This window comes from Nocardia vinacea NBRC 16497 (assembly GCF_000308835.1).
GTDB classification, from domain to species: domain Bacteria; phylum Actinomycetota; class Actinomycetes; order Mycobacteriales; family Mycobacteriaceae; genus Nocardia; species Nocardia vinacea.
The window spans coordinates 21,172-41,051 of the sequence record NZ_BAGN01000105.1 but is presented as its reverse complement, the minus strand read 5'-3'; the positions used below and the strand labels follow the sequence as shown (position 1 = coordinate 41,051).

Here is a 19,880-nt window from a genome sequence, read left to right as displayed (position 1 = left end):
CCGGTGATCTCATGCCCCGGTACGACCTCCGTCTCCGCCCATGCCGCCCGGTTTTCGTCACCCCAGAACTTCGATGCGCCGTGGTAGCACTTCAGGTCGCTCGCGCAAATGCCGACGGCCTCGACGCGGATGAGTGCCTCTCCTGGTCTCCGCGACGGGACCGGTAGCTTCTCCAGCCGGTAATCAGCGGGACCGTGACACACGACTGCCTGCATCGTGTCACCAGCGCAAACGGCTGACCGGGTATGTCGATCAGTCACGAGGGACTCCTTCTGCCTGCCGCCTCCCGGGGGAGGCGTGTTCTATGTCACTATAGACATCGGTGAACAAATGTACAGCACAAATGTTCAGACCCGATCGAATACTCTGAACATCTGCACACTGATTTGCACGGAAGGAGGATGCCGATGAGAGACCGAGCAGCCGGGAGTATCGATGCGGGCGCCCGCCGCCGGTTTCCTCCCGGGCTGGTGTACCAGGCGGCGCGGCTGTACTACCTGGACAACGCGACTCAGGCCGAGATCGCACACCAAATCGGCACCAGCCGTGCGACCGTGAGTCGTCTCCTCGCCGAGGCGCGCGAGACCGGAATCGTCCAGGTCACAGTCCGTAACCCGGAGAAGCGGGCGCTGACCGACCTCGAGCATGATCTCCGCCAGGCGCTTGGACTAACTGCGGCATACGTGACACCGGAGTCCCCAGGCGTCGAATTGGGGACGCTGCTCGCTCCCCGCGTCGCCGACGCGCTCACCGAATCGCAACTGCGCCCCGGAGACGCGCTTCTAGTGTCAACCGGCGCAACGGTATTCGCAGTCGCACGGCACGATCTCCCGCCGTTGCCCGGCGTCGTCCTGTGCCCGACAGTCGGGGGTATCGAAGAGCCGGAGGCGCACTACCAGTCGAACGAGATCACGCGGGCGCTGGCGCTGCGGGTCGGCGGAGTCCCCGTCATGCTGTACGCCCCCGCCATGCCGACCCCGACCCTGCACGAAGCGTTGATGAGCGACCCACAGATCCAACGGGTCCAGCAACTGTGGCGGTCTGCGCGCGCCGCACTGCTCGGGATCGGTGCTCCACCGCTGCACCGCTCGTCGCTGCCGAGCGTCATCTCGGCGCGGGAGGCAACACTCGAGCACGCCGTCGGTGACATCTGCGCCCGGCCCTACGGACCCGACGGAGCGCCGATCGAGTCCAGTGGGTTCGAGCGCCTCATCGCCATCCCGCTAGAGGACCTCCCGCGCATTCCGCACACGATCGGCGTCGCCATCGGCCAAGACAAGGTGGATTCCATCCTCGTGGCGGCTCGCGCCGGCTACGTGAACACCCTCGTGACCGACAGTCCGACGGCGGAGGGTCTCCTCAGAGCGGCTGCCGTCCGATAGACGACCACCACGACTCCCCCACGACCGGCACAGCACCCCCAGCACCCGGTTCCGTGCCACACCACCGGCCGCCGTGCCACACAGACACCACGCCACTCCCACACAACCCATCCGCACTTTCCACATCCATCCACAGCTGAGCTTCTCCCGGTCTTCGGGACACCGATAGTGAGGCTCGCCTCCAGCACATCCCCCGAAGTTCCGGCAGCGTGCGACCGAGCTGGCTCGTGCCGGTGACACGCACAACGCTCGCTCATGGATGACAAGTCGGCCCATGCCTGCTGGACCAGTCCTACCGTCCGCTCGGGCGCGTCTCGAACCATTGCGCCAGGGCCACCCGAAGTGAGGTGATGGCGGACTCGGTGGGTTGGTCGATATGTGCCGCCCAAGCGATATCAGGAGGTTACCGCCAGGGCACGACCCACCTAGCGGTAGCGCGGGTTCGTGTTATGCCATTCGAACGAGCCGCCCATCCAATCGCGAACGCCGTGCATGAACAGCTGGAGCTCGGGGGAGGGGATGGCGCGCAGGGCGCGATGGTCGGCTTCGAACTGGTGCACCATCCGGTTGTGCAGGTCGACGGTTACCTCGGTCGCTTCGGCCAGCGAGCACCCACGATCGGCGGCGATCTGCAGCACCATATTGCTGACGGGTACTTCGTCGGCGGCATCCTTCTTGATCGAGAACAGGTCGTTGACCAGGACGGCGGCGGTACCCGCGCGGAACACGGCCTGCCGGACCCGATCGTCGTAGAAGAGGTTCGCGGGCAGCTCGTACCCGGCGACGGGGTCGATCAGGGTCATCGAGGTGTAGAAGGTGTCGTGCTGGCGGGCGGCGAGATATTCCCACGCGGAAGGTGATTCGCCGGTGTGTCGCCACGCGGCGTAGGCGGTCCAGGACACGAACATCGTGAACGTCGCGTAGCAGGCGCGCTGCACCTGCCCCGGGGTGGCGTGGGCACGCAGATTCGCGATCGCGGAACCGAAAGCACGCAGCACCTTGTCTTCCCGCAGCACCTCCTCCAGCGGAGTGGTGAACTCGCCCGCGTCGGGCAACGGATCCAAGGCCGCCATCGCCAAGGTGAGTCGTTGCGGCAGCCGGGTCGGGTCCGCACCGAGCGCCGAATCGTCGGCGTAGTAGTCGTCGGCCATCCACCAGGCGGTGTTCATCTGGGCCGGGACCAGCAGCCGGTCGGGGTCGTCGGAATCGGTGTGGGTCAGCATGACCAGCCGTCCGTAGCCGGTCCGGCGCAGCTTCTCGAGCTCCTCGTCGGTGAACCCGATCGACTCCGCCCACGTGGTGAGGCGATCGTCGATTCGGTCGGCGAGATTGTCGTCGATCCGGGTGGCGGGCGGGCAGTACAGTGGCGGCGCGGAACCGTCACCCCAGGCAAGTTCTCGGTAGGGCTCGATCTCGGCCGTCGCGTGCCGCACCGGTATCCGAAACGCGCTCTCGCCCAGGAGAGTTCCAGTGCTGCGAAGGTGCCGTAAGCCGGCGCCGGGCAGTGTGGCCGCCGGCATCGTGCCGGGCGCGGGTGGTGCCGCCGGATCGGGCTCGGCCCGGGTCATCGTCGAGAAGCGTGCGGCGAGTTCGGTGCCCAGGCCGTGAGGCCCAGCCAGAAGGTGCGTGAGTCGTTCGCCGGGCGGTTCCGGATTGTCGGTAACCGTGTCGCGGTGGCTGGTCTGGTCGTTGTCGAGACTTGTCACAGCACTTCTCCCGTCGCAGGGGTCCATAGATGCAGACAACACGATGCACTCAAAACGACTATCGACCGTCTCGCCCAGTGCCGCAGGCGATTGCGTGATTCCGGTGGATTCGACACGCCGATCTCCGACATAGGGGTCGAGCTTCCGCCACGGCGACTCTGAACGAGCACTACACCACTCCGGATCGACTCGCGGGCCACTTCGCGCCTGGCACATGGAACGTGCTACTCACATTGCAGGCCTACCCATTCCTCGAACGAGCCCATTTCGGCCAGCCCCACGACCACACTCACCGGATGGGCGTTCTCATCGCGACGAAGTCCCCGGACAACCACACGAAAGGCGATCCAGCCTCGATGAAGCACGAGTACGAAGCCAAGTTCCTGGCGATCGACGTCGACGCCGTACGCACCAAGCTCACTGCCCTCGGCGCCACCCAGTCATTCCCACGAACACTATTGACCCGCAAGATATTCGAAAACGATGCACTTGCCCAAGGCGCGTGGGTGCGGCTCCGGAACGAGGGGTCCCGCTCAACGCTCACCCTCAAGCAGGTCACCGATGCCAGCACAATCGACGGCACCACCGAGATCGAAACGACCGTCGGTGATCTGCACGCCACGGCCGAAATCCTGACCAAGCTCGGCCTGCAAGAGCTCCGCTACCAGGAGAACTACCGCGAAGAATGGCAGCTGGGCGACGTGGTGTTCGACCTCGATACCTGGCCGGACCTGCCGACTTTCTTGGAGATCGAGGGACCGGACGAAGCAGCGGTCCGCCACGCAGCGGACCAACTTGGCCTCGACTACGCCGAGGCACGCTTCGGCAGCGTCGACGAAATCTACAAGACCGAGACCAGCCGCGACATTCTCACCGAACCGACACTGCTATTCAGCGATACCAACGGGGTCTAGCCCCAGGCTGGGGCGTCAGGGTCGAAAAGCCCTGGCGGAGTGGCGGCTTCGGCTTGCAATCCGGCACGGAACAACCTGAGCATCGATGACCGAGCTGGTGGCGCGCGGCCGGAACCATGAGGCAGGCATTTCGGGAAAGCCGTCGCTCGAGGAGCGCTCGGCGACGGGTGCGCCGACGTTGGGTGGCATGTCAAAGCTTCGGTGTGTCTTCGCGGTGCTCGCGTGCACCAGCATCGACGGTCGGCCCGTGGTTGTCACCGCTGGCTACGATCAGACCACGCGGATCTGGGATCTGACGACGATGACCCTCACAGCCGTGATCGACTACCCCGCGCTTGAACCCGTCGTCGCAGTAAGCCCGGGAGCCGACATCATCCTGGGCCTCGGCAACGACATCGCCGTCCTCACACGACAGCCATAACCGGCACAGACATCGCGGAACCGACCGACAGCACCAGCGGCGACCCCCATGCCCCGGCTGGCCATAGTCAATGAAAGTGACCTGTAATCAGCGTAAGTCGTTTTGTGTCAAGCGGTTCGGTCGGTGCCTCGACCGTCGTCGTCCCGGCATAACGGTGATGGGGTTGGTTCCTTCAGCGTGTAATCGGGTTGAGGTGACGACGGTCGGGGCTGCCCATGATTACAGGCGAGATCACGGTGTGTCTCTATGCCGCGTGGGGCTCGCCCCGACCGCCCGCTCGTTGGTCGCCGAAATATTCAGGCGGCCAACGGGATTGGGGTGATGGTGGCTCGGGTGCCGTGGGTGGCGGTGTGTGGGTCCCAGCGCTTGCCGGTGGTGATGACGGCGTGCAGGTGACCCAGGATGGTCGCGGTGATGGCGGCCTAGGCTTGGGTGGGGGTGAGTTTGTTGTCCTCGCGGCCGGTCAGATGCTGGTAACGGGCGGCATAGACAGGGTTCGCCCGTTGGGCGCCCCAGACCGCTCGCCACGCGGCCAGACGCAGGCTGGGTCGGCCTTGGCCGGTGAGTTCGGTGCGTCCGGTGAACGTGCCGGACAGCTTCTCCCGTGGCGCCAGACCAGCGTGTTCGACCAGGGCTCGGGCGGTGGTGAACCGGGCGGGGTCGCCGGTTCCGGCCAGGATCGCCGCTGCACCGACCGCCGAGAGTCAGGTGATGGAGGTGACCAGGTCGGTGAGCCGAAGCTCGTTGAGCACGTTGATCATTCGGGTCTCGGTGTCGGTGAGGCGTCGTTCCGGATCACCGCCGATCCCGCCGCGCAGCTCAGATCAGCGTGAAGACGAATTCGAATTCGCCGATGCGGATCACCGTACCTTCGATGAGTGTGACGCTGTCGATGATGCGCGCACCGTCGAGATACACCCCGTTGGACGACCACAGATCCTTGATCACGAAGTTCAGTCCGTTGTCCACGATCACTGCATGCTGACGGCTGACCTTGCCGTGTTCGAGCACGATATCGTTATCGGGCAGCCGCCCGATCCGGGTCACCGATCCGGTGATCGGATAGACCTCGCCCCGCCGATCGCGCAATCCGGCCCGCGCCCCGGCCGCGGCGTGCTCGACAATGGTGGTCGCCCGGGTCATCGTCACATCGGCGACCGCTCGGACGCTGAGCGGATCCTGGCGCAGGATCCGCGCCTCCAACTCTTGGATCGCCGGGCCGGGGTCGATGCCGAGTTCGTCGTCCAGTGTGGTCCGTAGCTGCCGGACCGCGCCTAGTGCGTCGGATTGCCGCCCGCTCAGATACAGCGCGGTGATCAGCTTCTCCCACAATGGTTCTCGCAAAGGATGCGCCCCCACGAGCAGGGCGAGTTCGGCCGCGACGGCGTCCGCGCGCCCGCGCGCGATATCGGCCGAGGCCCGCGTCTCGATGACACCGAGCCGTTCATCGTCGAGGGCGGCGGCGTAGGCGTCGGCGAATCCGAGCCCGCGCAGGTCCGACAGCACCGGGCCACGCCACTGTTCCAGTGCGCTCGACAGCGCTTCGGCGGCCACTGTGAAGCGACCCGCCGCCAGTTCCCGCAGGCCCGCTTCCTTGCGTGCCCGGAACCGCTGCACATCACTGGCCCCATCGGCCACCGTGATCCGGTATCCGGTGCCGACCTGGGCAAGTACGCCGCGAGCGTCGAGTCCGGCAGCGCGCAGCGGTTTGCGCAGATTCGAGGTGACAGCGTGCAGACTCGCCCGCACATCCGAGGGCGGACTCTCCTCCCACACCGCCTGCGCCAGCGCGTCCACCGAGACCGGATGATTGGCATTGATCACCAGATACGCCAGCACCGCGCGCTGTTTCGGCCCGCCGACCGGCTGCGCGACGCCATCGATCGACAGCTGCACCGGCCCGAGCACACCGAATTGCGCCCGCATTTCGGCCATCGTCGTACTCCTTACGACTGGGCCAGCCGCTGGCCCGCAAAAACATTAGCCCCGATACATCCTCGGCTACCCGCCGGACCGGGCGCGCCAGTACTCCAGGTTGCTACGGGTGAGCAGAGTGTGCGGATGGTCAGGACCGAGGACGCGGATCTGATCGGCGAGCAGCGGCTCGAATTCGCCAATGGCGGCGCCGATATCACCCGCCTCGCCATAGCAGCCCGCGAGGCAATTGCGGGTGTGCAGGGTATCCGGATGATCCGGCCCGAGAATGCGCAACTGATCCGTCCGCAGGGCGGCGTATTCGGTAATGGCCCTGGCCGTTTCGCCGCTCTCCCGCCGCCAGCGCGCCATACTGATGCGGGTGCGCAGGGTCTGGGCGTCATCCGGGCCGAGGATGCGGACCTGGTCGACGAGCAGCAATTCGAATTCGGTGAAGGCGCGGACCAACTCGCCCGCCATGGCACGGGAACGCGCGAGATGCAGTCGGGTGCGCAGGGTTTGCGGGTCGACGGGACCGAGGATGCGCTCCTGATCGGCGATCAACTGTTCGAATTCGATGACAGCGCGCCGCAGACTGCCGCGTTCACTGCGCCAGTAGGCCAGGCTGTTTCGCGCGCGCAGCGTCCACGGATGGTCGGCGCCGAGGATGCGGGCGTGATCGATGACGAGCCGTTCGAAATCCGCGACCGTCCGCTCGAGCTGGCCCATATGCCCGCGCCAATCCGCGATGTCGTAGCGGGTAGTGACGGTATCGAGATCATCCGCGCCGTGTACCCGCGTCTGATCGCGGGCCAGCTCTTCCAATTCGGTGACGGCGGTGGCGAATTCGCCACTGCGGCCACGGCAGTTCGCGAGATGATTGCGAACCAGCAGCGTGACGCGATGATCCGGCCCCATGGCGGCGGTGAAGCTCGGCAGCCAGGCCACCCACAGATCCCGATTGTCCACCACGCGTGTGGTTTCCAGCGATTCCAGGTAGCCGAAGGCGGCCGCCGCGTCGCCGTAGGCCAAGTAGTGACGCACCGCCGCACCACGGGCATAGTCGGCCACGCGCTCGGTGGTTCCCGCCTCGATGGCCGCGATCACCGCGCGGTGCGCATCCTCGCTGTGCACGCCGAGCCGGTCGCATTCACCGGCCAGTCCGGGGAGCAGGGCGGCGTGAGCGATACCGAGCGATTCGTCGGCCGTACCGGGGCGGCTGCGCGTGACCAGCACACCCAAACCCACGGTGAGATCGCGGATGCCGGCAATGCTCACCTCGGCCCCGAGTTCACGCATCGCCGCATCCAGCAGTTCCAGCGGCAGCACCGGACCGACACCTGCCGCGACCAGCACACCGAGGACCGCGCCGATCCCCCAGGCATCGGCGACATTCGGTGCGATATCCGGTCCGTCGCCCGCTGCGGCCCGGATGGCCGCGCCGACCCGCAACGCCACCAGACCGTCGACACCGATATCCTCGGCCACCACCCGATCGGTGACCTCGTCGGCGATCTCGGCCAGCAATCCGGCCAACAGCCAGCCCGCCGCAGCGGCAGGGGAATCGGCACGCGCCGTTGGTGTTTCGGCCAACCGCGCATCGATCCAGCCGACCCATTCCTGCTCGTCGACGGCGGCACGCTCATATCCCGCCGATTCCACAATCGCGGCGATATCCTCGGCCACCGGCTCGGCGACAACGATCCGATGCATATGCCGCAGTTCCGGATCGTTCTCGAAGCCGAGCCCCTCCCGGATGCCCACGATCACCCGGACATGCGCGAGCTCCGGTCGACGGGTCAACTCGGCGACGGCGGCCACCAGCAGTCGCTGGGTGCCCTCTTCCGGTTCGTTCAGTCCGTCCACGACGATGGTGACCCGTCGACCCCATCCGCCCAGGTCCGCCAGCGGTTGCCGCACCTCGACATCGAAAACATCGGGTGCGGTGACACTGTGCCGGGCCAGGCTGCGCGCCGCCGCGACCGCAGCTCGGAAGCCGGGAAGTCGGGTGCTCAACTGCGCGGACAACTCGGCGGCGACCGCCTCGATGGAACTGCTGACGGTCAAAAATACTGCGGCCGTGATGTATTCGGGTGCGACGGGCAGGGTGTCGACCAGGCTCGGCCGGATGAGCATTGCCAGTAGTGTCGATTTGCCGACACCGGGCGGTCCGATCACCCCGCGCAACCGGTAGCTGCCGGATCCGACGATATCGTCGAGCGTCTCGCGCACGGCCGGGGTCAGTAGCAGTCTGCGGGTGAGTTGATCGACGAAACCAGCTGCCGGACGGCCGGTTACGGCGTCGCGGTGACGGGCGATATTCGGCACCAGCCACAGGCCGGGATCACCGCCCTCGGCCGCGGATACCGTGCCCGAGGTGAACGACAGATGTTCCGGCTGCTGCCGGGTGCACGCAGCGGCGATCGGATCGACCAGATCCGACGGCAGCAGATTCTCCCCGCGCGCGGGCAGTCCGGCCGCGAAGGTGGACAGCAGCGTTCGGGTGAAGCAGCCCGCGTAAGCGGGACCGTCGCCGGCGGCGACAAGTAACTCCATCCGGCCCGCCGCCCGCGACAGCAGATCGGTCCAGCGACGGGCCGCGCCGAGCACGCCCTGTTCGGTCTCACACGCGTCGACGAGGACCACCAACCCGTCCAGCGACGATCGGTTCAACCGCTCCCGAATCTCCTGTGTCAGGTGGAAGGCCGTATGCGAGTTCGGCACCGCGGGCGAATCGTGGCCGAGCAGAAAGAAATCCTCCGCGCTGGTCGCGGTGCCGTGTCCGACGAATCCGATCAGCAGCGTCGCCTGCTCTCGCGCCGCCGCGTCGAAAGCCTCGTCCACTGCCGTAACCAGCTGTGCCACTGTCGGATTCAGCACCGGGCCCGGCACCTCCGTCGCCGCCCGCCAGCCGCCGGATCCGGTCAATGTCCCATACAGACCCGTCGCCAACTCATCGGTGAACCCCAGTTCCCCCAGTGCCTCGCACTCGGACCCGACTACCAGGGCGAGCCTTCCTCCCATTTCAGCACCACCATTCCCACCGTCGACTCCCCGACGACCCTCGACACCCCGACACCGGCCGCCCTGCGTGGTAGGAAGGTACCCGAAGGCACATCGGGGCAAATGACAACGGGGGCGGCTGATGGCAGCGATAGTGCTGGTGCACGGGATCGCACAGGAGCAGTACGGTGCGGATCTGCTGGAAGCGCAATGGCTTCCGGCGCTGGCGGCCGGTGTCCGCACGGCCGGCTACGGCGAACTCGCGGATCAGCTGTGGCGCGGCCAGCGCCCGGGCATACTCGAGGTTCGAATGGCGTTCTACGGCAATGCCTTTCTCGACCCGGGCGCTCAAGGCGGCGGCGGGCCGGTCGGTACCGAGGATGCCGAACTCACCGAGCAGATCGCCGAGGCGTGGTTGGCGACGGCTGCCGAGCAGGCGGCCGATCAACGCGATCGGCTGGAAGCGCAACGCTACCTGGATAATTCCGCGCTCGGCACCGAGGGCGCACAGGGCTTCGGCCGCAAGGCCAGACCTGCGGCGAATGCGCTGACCAAGCTGAAGTGGTTCGCGCCCTTCGGTTTCGGGATGGCCGGCAAATTCGTCAACCGGTCACTGGCTCAAGTCAGCAGATATCTGGCCGAAGATGCGGTGCGTGCCTACGCGCAGCAACAGGTGCTCGACCTGATCGGTCCGGAGACCCGGATCGTCATCGGACATTCGCTCGGCTCGGTGGTCGCCTATGAGGCACTGCATCGGACCGATCAGCCCGCGGCGCTGGTCACCCTCGGTTCGCCGCTGGCGTTGCAGTCCATCATCTATCCGCTGCTGCGCCCGCAGCCGCCCACGGTGCCCGCCGCGCTCACCCGCTGGGAGAATTTGGCCGATCGTGACGATATCGTCGCGGCGCATCTGGATCTGACGCCCTATTTCTCGCCCGCGCCGGGACGCGATGTGGTGCCGACGACCCATCCCGAACTCGACAATGGCTCCAGCCCGCACGATGCCGCGCACTATCTCACCAAGAAAACGGTCGGGTGCATCATCGCCGAGTCCCTCTCGTAACCGGAGCGATTCCGAATCGCGCGTACGCTGACAACTCTGGCACCGAGTGCGAGGAGTTCACCGCGATGACCGACCCCGTGCAAGGTTTGACGGGTACGCTCACCTCGCCGATCCGGGGCCCCGGAATGCTCGGCGAAGTATTGGTTGCGATTCGCGGGGGCACGGAGATATATATCGCGCGGGCGGCCGAGCCGATCTCGGCCGGCGAAACCGTCCTGATCATCGCGGTACAGCCGGGCCGCATCGTCGATGTGGTGCCGTGGATCCCGCTCGAACCCGTCCCGGTCGACGATATCTGACACCGCGACCGAAGTTATGAACTGCTAGGGAGGCACAGTGCTGGGTTATCACGTTCCGGATCCTGACGAGGCGATGCTGGTCAGCGGCGGTACGAGCAAGGACAACGCGCCGTTCGGCGTCGTTATCGGACGCGGCAAATGGGTGATGCCGTTCTTCCGCAAGGTGAGCTATCTGTCGCTGGCCATGTTCGAGGCCGAGATCAAGGAACGCTGCGTCACCAAGCAGGCCATCCAGCTCGAGGTGCGGGCGGTGATCGCGTTCAAGGTCGCCAACGACACCCAGTCGATCGTCAATGCGGCCCAACGCTTTCTGTCCGAACAGGAGCGGGAGATGTCGGTGCTGACCGGGCGCATCTTCTCCGGACACCTGCGCTCGATCGTCGGCTCGATGACGGTCGAGGAGATCATCCGCGAACGCCAGCGGCTGGCCGACGAGGTACTGGTGGCCTCCAAGGTGGAGATGAGCAATATCGGCCTGTGGGTGGATTCGTTCCAAATCCAATCCATCGATGACGGCAATCTGGGGTACATCACCGCACTGGCCGCACCGCATAACGCGGCCGTGCAGCGCGATGCGCAGATCGCGCAATCACAGGCCGCGCAGCGTGCCGCCGAGGCCGAACAGGAATCGCTGCGCCGCCGAGCCGAATATCAGCGTGAGACCGCCATTCTCCAGGCGCAGTATCAGCAGGATATCGATAAAGCCAATGCCGAAGCGGCACAGGCCGGTCCGCTGGCCGAGGCCAAGGCGATGCAGGAGGTGCTCACCGCGCAGGCCGAACAGGCACGCAAAGAGGCCGAGTTGCGTGAGCAGCAGTTGCAGGCCGAAGTCGTGAAACCCGCTCAGGCCGAAGCGGAGCGGGTACGCATCCTCGCCGAGGCCGAGGCCGATCGGACTCGGATCCAGGCCGAGGCGGCAGCCTCGAACAACCGGATCGCCTTGGACCAGTTGCTGATCGAGCAGCTGCCGGAAATCGTCAAGCAGGCCTCGAACGGCCTGGCGAACGCCAACCTGACGGTGCTCAACGGACCCGATGGTGTCGGCGAATTGGTCAACGGAATGGTCGGTCAGGGCCTCACTGTATTCAACTCGTTACAAAAGGCGCTTTCATCCAACGACGGGGATAATGCGGGCTAAAGTGGCCGAGTAGCGACGGCGCGAGGAGCGGGTGTTGGTGTCCATCGGGAAATTGGTGTCGTTCGACAGTTCGCGGGGATTCGGGTTCATTCGGCCCGACGATGGTGGCCCGGATGTGTTCGTTCATGTGAACGACATCGGACTGGACGAGGATGAACTGCGCCAGGGGCGGGTGTTCGAATTCGATGTGACCGAGGGTGATCGTGGTCCGAAGGCGGTCAACCTCGCCGTGGTCGGCGGTCAACCACTACCACCCACTCCTCGGCACAAAAAAGACAGATCCGGCTCCGGCCAACTGACCGCCACCGAACACAAACGCCTGATCACCGAGCTACTACTGGACGCGAGCCCCGCCCTCACCGCCGGTGAGATCCTCACCATCCGTGACCGCCTCACCGCCTTCGCCGATCAGCACGGCTGGCTGGAATAGCGCGCAAGCTCCCCGCCTCCCTGGGCCTTCAGGCGCCGGACTCAGTGCCACAAAAATTGCGTTGGCGCCTGGCACCAGTCAGCCCGTTCCCCGGTGAGTTACCCCTGTTCGCACCTGATCAGTTCTTGCGTGGTCGGCCATCTTCTCGGCGCTTCGGACGGTCCAGGCGAGGTTCACGACCTTGTCGGACCGGCGTTCTACGATCAAGCCACAGCCCCGGCCGCACCGATGAATCTGCGTCGACTGCGACGTCGATATGGGTGAGAGAACGGACCCCCGAGGAGGATGGTGTGGACCTACCCGTGATGCCGCCGGTCAGGCCGATGCTGGCGAAAACGGCGCCCTCGGTGCCGCACGAGCCGGGCCTGAGTTACGAACCGAAATGGGACGGCTTTCGCTGCGTGGTGTTCCGCGACGGCGACGAAGTGGAACTCGGTTCCCGCAACGACCGCCCCCTCACCCGCTATTTTCCCGAGGTCGCCGAACTACTGAAGGCGGCGCTGCCGGATAAATGCGTGGTGGACGGTGAAATCGTGGTGGTCACCGATGAGGGACTCGATTTCGACACCCTGCAGAACCGGTTGCATCCGGCGGCCTCGCGGGTCAACAAGTTGGCCAAGGAAACGCCGGCCAGCTTCGTCGCCTTCGATCTGCTCGCTCTCGGCGACAAGGATCTCACCGGTGAGCCGTTCGCCGAACGCCGACGACTGCTGGAGACCATTCTCGATACCGAACTCGCCCGGGTGCACCTGACCCCGATCACCCAGGATCCCGCCGTCGCCGAGGACTGGTTCACCCGCTTCGAGGGCGCGGGGTTCGACGGCGTCATGGTCAAGTCCAACGAGCTGGCGTATCTGCAGGACAAGCGGGTGATGCTCAAGGTCAAACACGAGCGCACCGCGGACTGCGTGGTGGCCGGTTTCCGCTGGCACAAGGATGGCGAGGGCGTCGGTTCGCTGCTGCTCGGACTCTTCGACGACGAGGGCAATATGCATCATGTCGGAGTCGCGAGCAGTTTCACCGCGGCCAAACGCAAGTCGCTGGTGGATGAGCTGAAACCGTTGCGGGAGAACGCATTGGTGAATCATCCGTGGCGGGAATGGGCCGATGCCGCGGCGCAGGCGAAGGCCGACGGCAAGATGCCGGGCGGGGTGAGCCGGTGGACCGGCGGCAAGGATCTGTCCTGGGAGGCGCTGCGTCCGGAGTTGGTCGCCGAGGTCCGCTACGAACATGTGCAGTCCGGACGATTGCGGCACGGCGGCAGGCTGGTGCGCTTCCGGTCCGATCGCACACCGGAATCGTGTACCTACGCCCAGCTCGACGAGGTCGCACCGGCCGAATTGAGCGCCATCTTCACCGAAGCCCGAGGCCAATGATGACCGAGTCGGTCGATATCGAGGTGGACGGCAGAACCGTCGCCATCAGCAATCCGAACAAGGTCTACTTCACCAAACGCGGTGAGACGAAACTCGATCTGGTGCGGTACTACCAGGCCGTGGCCGAACCGTTCCTGCAGGTGGTGCGCGATCGGCCGCTGCTGCTGGAGCGGTATCCCGATGGGGCGTCCGGTAAGTCGTGGTTCCAGAAGCGGGTGCCGAAATCCGCACCGGATTGGCTGCACACCGTCGAGGTCGCGACGCCCAACGGCACCACCAGCGACGCCCTGGTCGCCCACGATCTCGCGCACATTCTGTGGGCGGTGAACCAGGGCTGCCTCGGCTTCCACGTCTGGCCCAATCACGTCGACGATCTGAATATCGCCGATGAGCTGCGCATCGACCTGGATCCCTCGCCGGGCATCACCTTCGACGATCTCAAGCACGCCGCCGTACTCACCCGTGAGCTGTTCACCGAACTCGCCATCGACTCCCGCATCAAGACCTCCGGCTCGCGTGGATTGCACATTTACGTTGCGCTGGAACCGAAATGGGACGGCTATCAGGTGCGCGCGGCCGCGGTCGCGCTGGCTCGCGAACTGGAGCGGCGGCATCCGGATGAGATCACCGCGCAGTGGTGGAAGGAGGAGCGCGGCAACCGCGTCTTCGTCGACTTCAACCAAAATGCCCCGCACAAAACGGTTTTCGGCGCATGGTGTGTGCGACCGAAGGTCGGCGCGCAGGTCTCCACGCCGATCGCCTGGTCCGATCTGGATACCGTTGCCCCCGAGGAATTGACCATTGCCACCGTCCCCGCGCGGCTGGCCGAATCCGGTGACCCGTGGGCGGACCGACCGGCCCAGTCCATCGAGCCGCTGCTGAAAATGTCGGAGCGGGATATGGCATCCGGGCTCATGGACGCACCGTGGCCGCCGCAATATCCCAAGATGCCGAACGAGCCGCCCCGGGTACAGCCGAGCCGGGCCAAGAAGCCGGAAACGGAAGGCTAGCTACTGGGAGGCTATTCGGTCCAGAGCACCCAGACTTTGCTCTCACACGTCACTGCCCGCCCATCCGCGGTGCGGGCACTCTTCGCCGAACCGTCGCATTTGGTCCCCGGCTCCGCGACGGTGCCGCCGACGGTGTACGGACCGTTCCACTGGTAGACACCGCCGCTGGCCAGGCACAGCAGGGTGTTGCCGTCGGCCCCCGTGCCGATGCGGCCCGGCTCGGTGCACACCGTGCCCTTCTTCGGAGTCACCTGGCTCGTCGACGCTGCGGCCGAGGTCCCCGGGGGTGCGACGACGGTCGGAGCCACCGAGGGCTGCGGGATGGCGGTCTGGGCGATGGTGGAGGGCAGCGCGACACTCGATACGACCGGGGTCCGGTTCATCCCGGACAGCGCGTCGGAGAAGTTGCTGCCGGACAGCACGACGTATCCGGCGATAGCGACGACCTCGATCACACCGAGCAGCAGTGCGCACACCGCCATCGTCTTGCCACGCGGATGGCTGAAGGCGATGAACCCGAAGACGATCGCGACCGGAAAAAGGCCGAGCAGCGCGGCCACCAACGCGACGATCGCATACGGATTGACAATGGGCGGAACCTCGACCCGTAGGCGACCGGCCCGGGTAGCACGCCGGGCCGGCGGCTCGACCTCCGGCCAGCGGTCGTTGGGATCCGGATCCGGCCACCGGCCGATCGCTCCGGTCTCCGCCTCGTACTCCTCCGGCTGTGCCTCCGGCCAGCGTTCGCGCTCACGGTTATCCGTCCGTGCCATCCAGGTCCCTCTTCCACACCACCAAACCGCGCAGGAACCTCGAACTGCCCGGACCCGCCCCGATACCGACAAAGGATAGGGGCCGACGGCCGCAACATCATCCGAAACGGCCGATCAATTGTCATCAAACCGTAATCGCGAACGCCGCCATGTCAACTCGGCCTCTACTCGGCCCCGGGGCGACCGGATTCGGGACAGTGCGATTCGAGCACCGGAGTAACAAACCGGCAAACACCACTCGCGCCGCGCGCCGTCGAGGTACATGCTGGTCTCGGGACCGACCCCATGCGGTGACGTCAGCAGAGGAGGGATGCATGCGCGGTGAATCCGGTTCGAAAGGACAACAAGGGCGGCCGTGGCATTCTCACGCGGGCGATCTACTCGGTGACGACTACAACGTGCCCGGCATCATTCTGTGCGCGCTCGGCATCGTCGCCATGGCGTGCACACTCACCGCGGCCGGTTACGGCTTCATCGGCTGGACCCGGATCGGTGCGATAGTGACCGCCGCATTGTGGATCTCCGGAATCGGCGCACTGCTGGTCGAGCATCACCGCGAGGAAGTGATCGAGCGGAAGTACGGCCGCACCGGGCACGCCCCCGGGCATGTGCGGCGCGTCCGCTACAGCGCCACCGAGCGTCGGATCGCGCCGAGTAAAAGGCCTTCGGAATTGCCGAAACAGCCCACGCCGCACAGTTAGTGCCCGGGATCCACCTTCGGCATGGTTTCGGTCACCAGCGTCATCAGCATGTCGGACAGCAGCGCGTGCACCTGCTCGCGGGTGAGGGCGCCGCGGGTGATCCATTCTCGGCCCGCGACTTTCACCAACCCACCGAATGCGCGGACCATGGCGCGCAATTGCGCACTGTGGGCCGAATCCGCGCGCCCGACCATCAGCAGCATCCGCTCGGCGGCCGCGTCATCGGCCTGATCCAGGATCTGCTGCACCTCGGGATCGTCACCTACGCCCTCGTGACTGGTCACCTTGACCCAGGTGCTGCCGTGTTCGGAGATCACATCCAGCAGCCAGTGCACACTCGCATCGACGCGTTCGCGATCGGTGCCGGTCGGCGCGACCATATCGTCCAGGCGGGGCAGGGTGACCATCCGGCGCACGACCGCGAGATACAGGTCGCGCTTATTGCCGAAGTAATGGTTGATCAGCCCGCGCGCGACCCCGGCCCGCTGCGCGAGTTCCGCGGTGGAGACCGCCGCGTAGGGCCGCTCGCCGAACATGTCGATCGCGCACTCCAGGATCTGTGCGCGTCGCTCGTCCGGTTCCAGCCTGCGCCTGCGCGGCTGCGCCTCGGTGTCGTTTCGAGTGACCGGCAAGCGGTCGCTAGCGGTGACCTCAGAGTGACCTGGCAATGAGATCCTTCATAACCTCGTTGCTGCCCGCGAGGATGCGCAGCACGCGGGCACCAGTGTAGAGCTGGGAAATCGGATACTCCGTCATATAGCCGTAGCCGCCGAACAGTTGCAGGCAGCGATCGACCACAATACCGAGTTGGTCGGTCAGCCAGTACTTCGACATCGCAGCCGTGGGAATATCGAGTTCGCCGCGCAGATGTTTGCCGATGCAGTCGTCGAGGAAGATCCGGCTGACCTTGGCGATGGTCGCGCATTCGGCCATCTCGAATTTGGTGTTCTGCATCGCGAACAGCGGCTTGCCGAAGGCCTCGCGCCCCTTGGTGTAGTCGACGGTCAACTGCACCGCCTTCTCCATCATCGCGACAGCGATGATGGCGGTGACCAATCGTTCCTGGGCCAGCAGCTGCATCATCTGATAGAAGCCCTGGCCCTCGGCCTCGCCGAGCAGATTCGAGGCGGGCACGCGTAGTCCGTCGAAGAACAGCTCCGCGGTGTCCTGGGCCTTGCCGCCGATCTTGTTCAGGATGCGGCCGCGCTTGAAACCCGGAGTGTCGTCACCCACCTCGGCAAAGATCAGCGAAACACCTGCCGCGCCCTTGGTCGGATCGGTCTTGGCGGCGATGAGGATGCCGTCACAGAGCCAGCCGTTGGTGATGAAGATCTTCGAGCCGGTGATGACGTATTCGTCGCCCTCACGGACCGCGCGGGTCTTGATGTTCTGCAGATCCGAGCCGGTGCCCGGTTCGGTCATGCCGATGGAGAGCACCATTTCGCCGGTCGCGGCCTTGGGCAGCACCCGCCGCTTGAGGTCTTCGGTACCGAAGTGCTGGATATATGGCGCGATGATCGAGGTGTGCACGGCCATACCCATCGAGCCGTCACCCGCGAAGGCCTGTTCCTCGATGATGGCGGCCTCGTGCGCGAAAGTGCCGCCACCGCCGCCGTATTCGGTCGGGGTCGCGGTACACAGCAGGCCGAGTTCGCCGGCCCGGTTGTACAGGGCGCGGTCGGGATGTCCCTGCGCGACGAACTTCTCCTCGTGCGGGACGACTTCCTTCTCGAAGAAATTTCGCGCCAGCTCCCGGACCGCCTCGACCTCGTCGTCACTCCATGCCGCGCGTGCCATCGCAGAATCCTTTGCTCGATCGCGCGGGCCTGTCGCACCCGCGTCTCGTCATCAGATTGGCGCACTATTGGCATGATGTCAACAAAGCGGACGCACGGCGGGTCGAGGTGGGTTTACGAGGGCGGAAGCGGATCAGCCGGTCGGCCGCTGCGCCTGGTTTACGGCCGCGAGGGCGGTGAAGATCGGGGTGTCCGGATCGGCCGAGATGCCCTGGCGGCGCAGGAATCCATCGATCAGACCCCAGACGAATTCGGTTGCCTGGTCGACGAATTCGGCGGTGTCGTCGAGACGGCAGGGATCCGCGTCACCCAGCCACAGGTCGGTGATCGCGACGACTACGCCGACGACCGCGCGGGCCAGATAGTCGATGCCGGTGGCATCGATCGGAATGGATTCGGCGATCTCGCGCGCCTGGCCGGCGACGCGGCTCGCGGCCGCGCGGCCGAGATCGAATTGCAGTACCGAACCGTCGGAGTACTGGGTGATGTGCGCCTGGCCGAGGAACCGAAAGACGTTGGGGTGCTGGAGAATACTGTCGGCATAGCCGGCGAGCACGCGGTGCAGCGCGACCCGGGGCGGTTGCAGCATCAGCATCAGATCGCTGCCCGCGCCGGCGGCGACGGAACCGGCCATCCGGTCGCCGATTTCGGTGTAGAGATCAGCCTTGTCGGCGAACTGGCGGTACAGGCGCGGTTTGGTGATCCGGGCCTCGCGCGCGATGTCGTCCATGCTCGGGCGCGGACCATCCCGGTCGATCACCCGAATGGCGGCGTCGACAATCTCCTCGCGGGTGATCGTCCGCGGCGCTGATCCGGCAGATCTGTCCGAACGGGCCATGGCCGGAGCATACACGTACCGGCGGTACGCCCTGTTGAGCCGGAAGCACCCGGGTTATGGGTGACCGACCTCATAGCCGGTCGCGGTTTCAATCCATTGCTTCGGGCAATACGTACTGTCAGTATCGGATCACGTACCGGCGGTACACGCGGCACCCAGCGCATCGATCGAGGCAAGCAGATGACCGAACAGCTCGACTCCCCCGACCCGACCGGCATCCAGCGCCCACACCGCCACTGCACGGTGCCCGGCGCGAATGGTGAGCTGGCCGTCTTCGAATGGGGCGATCGCAGCGCGGAACCGCTCGTCTTGGTGCACGGGCTCTCCGATACCCACCTGGTCTGGTCCGCGGTGGCGACGCTGCTGGCCGACGGCTTCCGGGTCATCGCCTATGACGTGCGCGGGCACGGTGGATCGGCGAAACCCGGTGTGCCGCAGGACTATCGACTCGGTCACCTGGCCGAGGACTTCTTCGCGCTGATCGATGCGATCAGTCCGAAGCGGCCGGTGCACGTCTGCGGACACGGCTGGGGTGCGGTGCAGGTGTGGGAGGCGGTCTGCGATTCGCGCGCCAATACCCGGATCGCCTCGTTCACCGCCGTCGCGGGCCCGAATCTCGATCACGTCGGCATGACACTGCGCGAATTGGCCGGTCAACCGCGCCGAGCGCTGGAGCTGATCGCCGACCGGAAATTCTGGCGGCACGGAGTCGGAACGGCCCAGACCGCGGCGCGACGGATCGCTTATCCGCCGCGGGTGCGTACCTGGTTGATCGAACAGCTCGGCGGCGTCGCTCGGATGTACGCGCCGATCGCACCGACCTGGCGCACGGATCTGGCCGCGGGCGCCCGGATCGCCGTCGCCAACCTGGCGCATCATCTGCTGCGGCCGCGTGAGCGCACCACCGCGGTTCCGGTGCAACTCGTCGTGGACACCACCGACGTGCTGGTGCCCCCGTTCCTCTACTACGGCAGCGCACGTTGGGTGGATCGACTGTGGCGCTGCCCGATTCCGGCCGATCACTGGCTGCCGGTGACCGAGCCGCTGCTCGTGGCCGAGGCCATCGCGAACTTCGTCGAGGATCTGCGCGCGGCGAACGCCAGCATCCCGCAGTGA

Annotated in this window: 20 protein-coding genes; 11 read left to right on the top strand and 9 right to left on the bottom strand. The window is 65.9% G+C overall.

All coding sequences use genetic code 11. The features are described from left to right. The coding region (locus tag ON44_RS48205; protein ID WP_157187143.1) for an alcohol dehydrogenase catalytic domain-containing protein at positions 1–215 on the bottom strand (215 nt) is incomplete at its 3' end. Between the two features lie 192 nt (positions 216–407). Here ON44_RS48205 and ON44_RS14145 point away from each other — a divergent pair. Continuing rightward, positions 408–1,382 (top strand): sugar-binding transcriptional regulator, encoded by a 975-nt coding sequence (locus tag ON44_RS14145; RefSeq protein WP_085998534.1) that lies wholly within the window; start codon positions 408–410, stop codon positions 1,380–1,382. Between the two features lie 425 nt (positions 1,383–1,807). Here ON44_RS14145 and ON44_RS14140 read toward each other — a convergent pair whose 3' ends face one another. Continuing rightward, positions 1,808–3,088 (bottom strand): family 2 encapsulin nanocompartment cargo protein terpene cyclase, encoded by a 1,281-nt coding sequence (locus ON44_RS14140; protein WP_218007560.1) that lies wholly within the window; start codon positions 3,086–3,088, stop codon positions 1,808–1,810. 296 nt (positions 3,089–3,384) lie between these two features. Between ON44_RS14140 and ON44_RS14135 the strand changes: the two genes are divergently transcribed. Both ON44_RS14135 and ON44_RS14130 read left to right on the top strand, forming a co-directional pair. Continuing rightward, entirely contained in the window at positions 3,385–4,002 is a 618-nt protein-coding gene (locus ON44_RS14135) for a class IV adenylate cyclase (RefSeq protein WP_218007559.1), read from the top strand. Positions 4,003–4,087: 85 nt separating this feature from the next. Next, the gene (locus ON44_RS14130; RefSeq protein ID WP_040690070.1) at positions 4,088–4,423 is read left to right on the top strand and encodes a WD40 repeat domain-containing protein; all 336 of its coding nucleotides are present in this window, start codon (positions 4,088–4,090) and stop codon (positions 4,421–4,423) included. Between the two features lie 422 nt (positions 4,424–4,845). Here ON44_RS14130 and ON44_RS53975 read toward each other — a convergent pair whose 3' ends face one another. The 3 genes from ON44_RS53975 to ON44_RS46745 form a co-directional block, all read right to left on the bottom strand. Then, positions 4,846–5,100: a transposase gene (locus tag ON44_RS53975; protein ID WP_373283159.1), complete on the bottom strand. Its 255-nt coding sequence runs from the start codon at positions 5,098–5,100 to the stop codon at positions 4,846–4,848. Positions 5,101–5,242: 142 nt separating this feature from the next. Further along, positions 5,243–6,358: a BTAD domain-containing putative transcriptional regulator gene (locus ON44_RS14120; protein ID WP_040690065.1), complete on the bottom strand. Its 1,116-nt coding sequence runs from the start codon at positions 6,356–6,358 to the stop codon at positions 5,243–5,245. Between the two features lie 66 nt (positions 6,359–6,424). Further along, complete coding sequence (locus tag ON44_RS46745; protein ID WP_051181993.1) at positions 6,425–9,361, bottom strand: tetratricopeptide repeat protein; 2,937 nt, start codon at positions 9,359–9,361, stop codon at positions 6,425–6,427. Positions 9,362–9,482: 121 nt separating this feature from the next. On the opposite strand from ON44_RS46745, the gene ON44_RS14110 reads away from it, so the two are divergent. The 6 genes from ON44_RS14110 (at position 9,483) to ligD (ending at position 14,656) form a co-directional block, all read left to right on the top strand. Beyond that, complete coding sequence (locus tag ON44_RS14110) at positions 9,483–10,403, top strand: alpha/beta hydrolase family protein (RefSeq protein ID WP_040690062.1); 921 nt, start codon at positions 9,483–9,485, stop codon at positions 10,401–10,403. Between the two features lie 65 nt (positions 10,404–10,468). Next, positions 10,469–10,702: an NfeD C-terminal domain-containing protein gene (locus tag ON44_RS14105; RefSeq protein WP_040690061.1), complete on the top strand. Its 234-nt coding sequence runs from the start codon at positions 10,469–10,471 to the stop codon at positions 10,700–10,702. A gap of 37 nt (positions 10,703–10,739) precedes the next feature. Further along, a complete protein-coding gene (locus tag ON44_RS14100; protein ID WP_040690060.1) occupies positions 10,740–11,840 on the top strand; it encodes an SPFH domain-containing protein in 1,101 nt (366 codons plus the stop codon). 31 nt (positions 11,841–11,871) lie between these two features. Then, positions 11,872–12,270, top strand: coding sequence for a cold-shock protein (locus tag ON44_RS14095; protein ID WP_040690058.1), 399 nt, complete (start codon positions 11,872–11,874; stop codon positions 12,268–12,270). A 290-nt stretch (positions 12,271–12,560) separates the two neighbouring features. Then, on the top strand, positions 12,561–13,646 hold the full coding sequence (locus ON44_RS14090; protein WP_218007558.1) for an ATP-dependent DNA ligase: 1,086 nt from the start codon (positions 12,561–12,563) through the stop codon (positions 13,644–13,646). Beyond that, positions 13,646–14,656: a non-homologous end-joining DNA ligase gene (ligD, locus tag ON44_RS14085; protein WP_083897854.1), complete on the top strand. Its 1,011-nt coding sequence runs from the start codon at positions 13,646–13,648 to the stop codon at positions 14,654–14,656. The genes ON44_RS14090 and ligD overlap by 1 nt, the downstream gene beginning before the upstream one ends. Positions 14,657–14,667: 11 nt before the next feature. Here ligD and ON44_RS14080 read toward each other — a convergent pair whose 3' ends face one another. Further along, complete coding sequence (locus ON44_RS14080) at positions 14,668–15,429, bottom strand: DUF4190 domain-containing protein (RefSeq protein WP_040690054.1); 762 nt, start codon at positions 15,427–15,429, stop codon at positions 14,668–14,670. Positions 15,430–15,743: 314 nt separating this feature from the next. On the opposite strand from ON44_RS14080, the gene ON44_RS14075 reads away from it, so the two are divergent. Next, positions 15,744–16,130, top strand: a complete 387-nt coding sequence (locus ON44_RS14075) for a hypothetical protein (RefSeq protein ID WP_174415063.1) — start codon at positions 15,744–15,746, stop codon at positions 16,128–16,130. Here ON44_RS14075 and ON44_RS14070 read toward each other — a convergent pair. The 3 genes from ON44_RS14070 to ON44_RS14060 all read right to left on the bottom strand — a co-directional run bounded on the left by ON44_RS14070 (position 16,127) and on the right by ON44_RS14060 (position 18,764). Beyond that, complete coding sequence (locus ON44_RS14070; protein ID WP_373283158.1) at positions 16,127–16,798, bottom strand: TetR/AcrR family transcriptional regulator; 672 nt, start codon at positions 16,796–16,798, stop codon at positions 16,127–16,129. The genes ON44_RS14075 and ON44_RS14070 overlap by 4 nt on opposite strands. After that, a complete protein-coding gene (locus ON44_RS14065; protein WP_040690050.1) occupies positions 16,782–17,927 on the bottom strand; it encodes an acyl-CoA dehydrogenase family protein in 1,146 nt (381 codons plus the stop codon). The genes ON44_RS14070 and ON44_RS14065 overlap by 17 nt, the downstream gene beginning before the upstream one ends. A 132-nt stretch (positions 17,928–18,059) precedes the next feature. After that, positions 18,060–18,764, bottom strand: coding sequence for a TetR/AcrR family transcriptional regulator (locus tag ON44_RS14060; protein ID WP_040690048.1), 705 nt, complete (start codon positions 18,762–18,764; stop codon positions 18,060–18,062). A gap of 180 nt (positions 18,765–18,944) precedes the next feature. On the opposite strand from ON44_RS14060, the gene ON44_RS14055 reads away from it, so the two are divergent. Further along, on the top strand, positions 18,945–19,880 hold the full coding sequence (locus ON44_RS14055) for an alpha/beta fold hydrolase (RefSeq protein ID WP_051181992.1): 936 nt from the start codon (positions 18,945–18,947) through the stop codon (positions 19,878–19,880).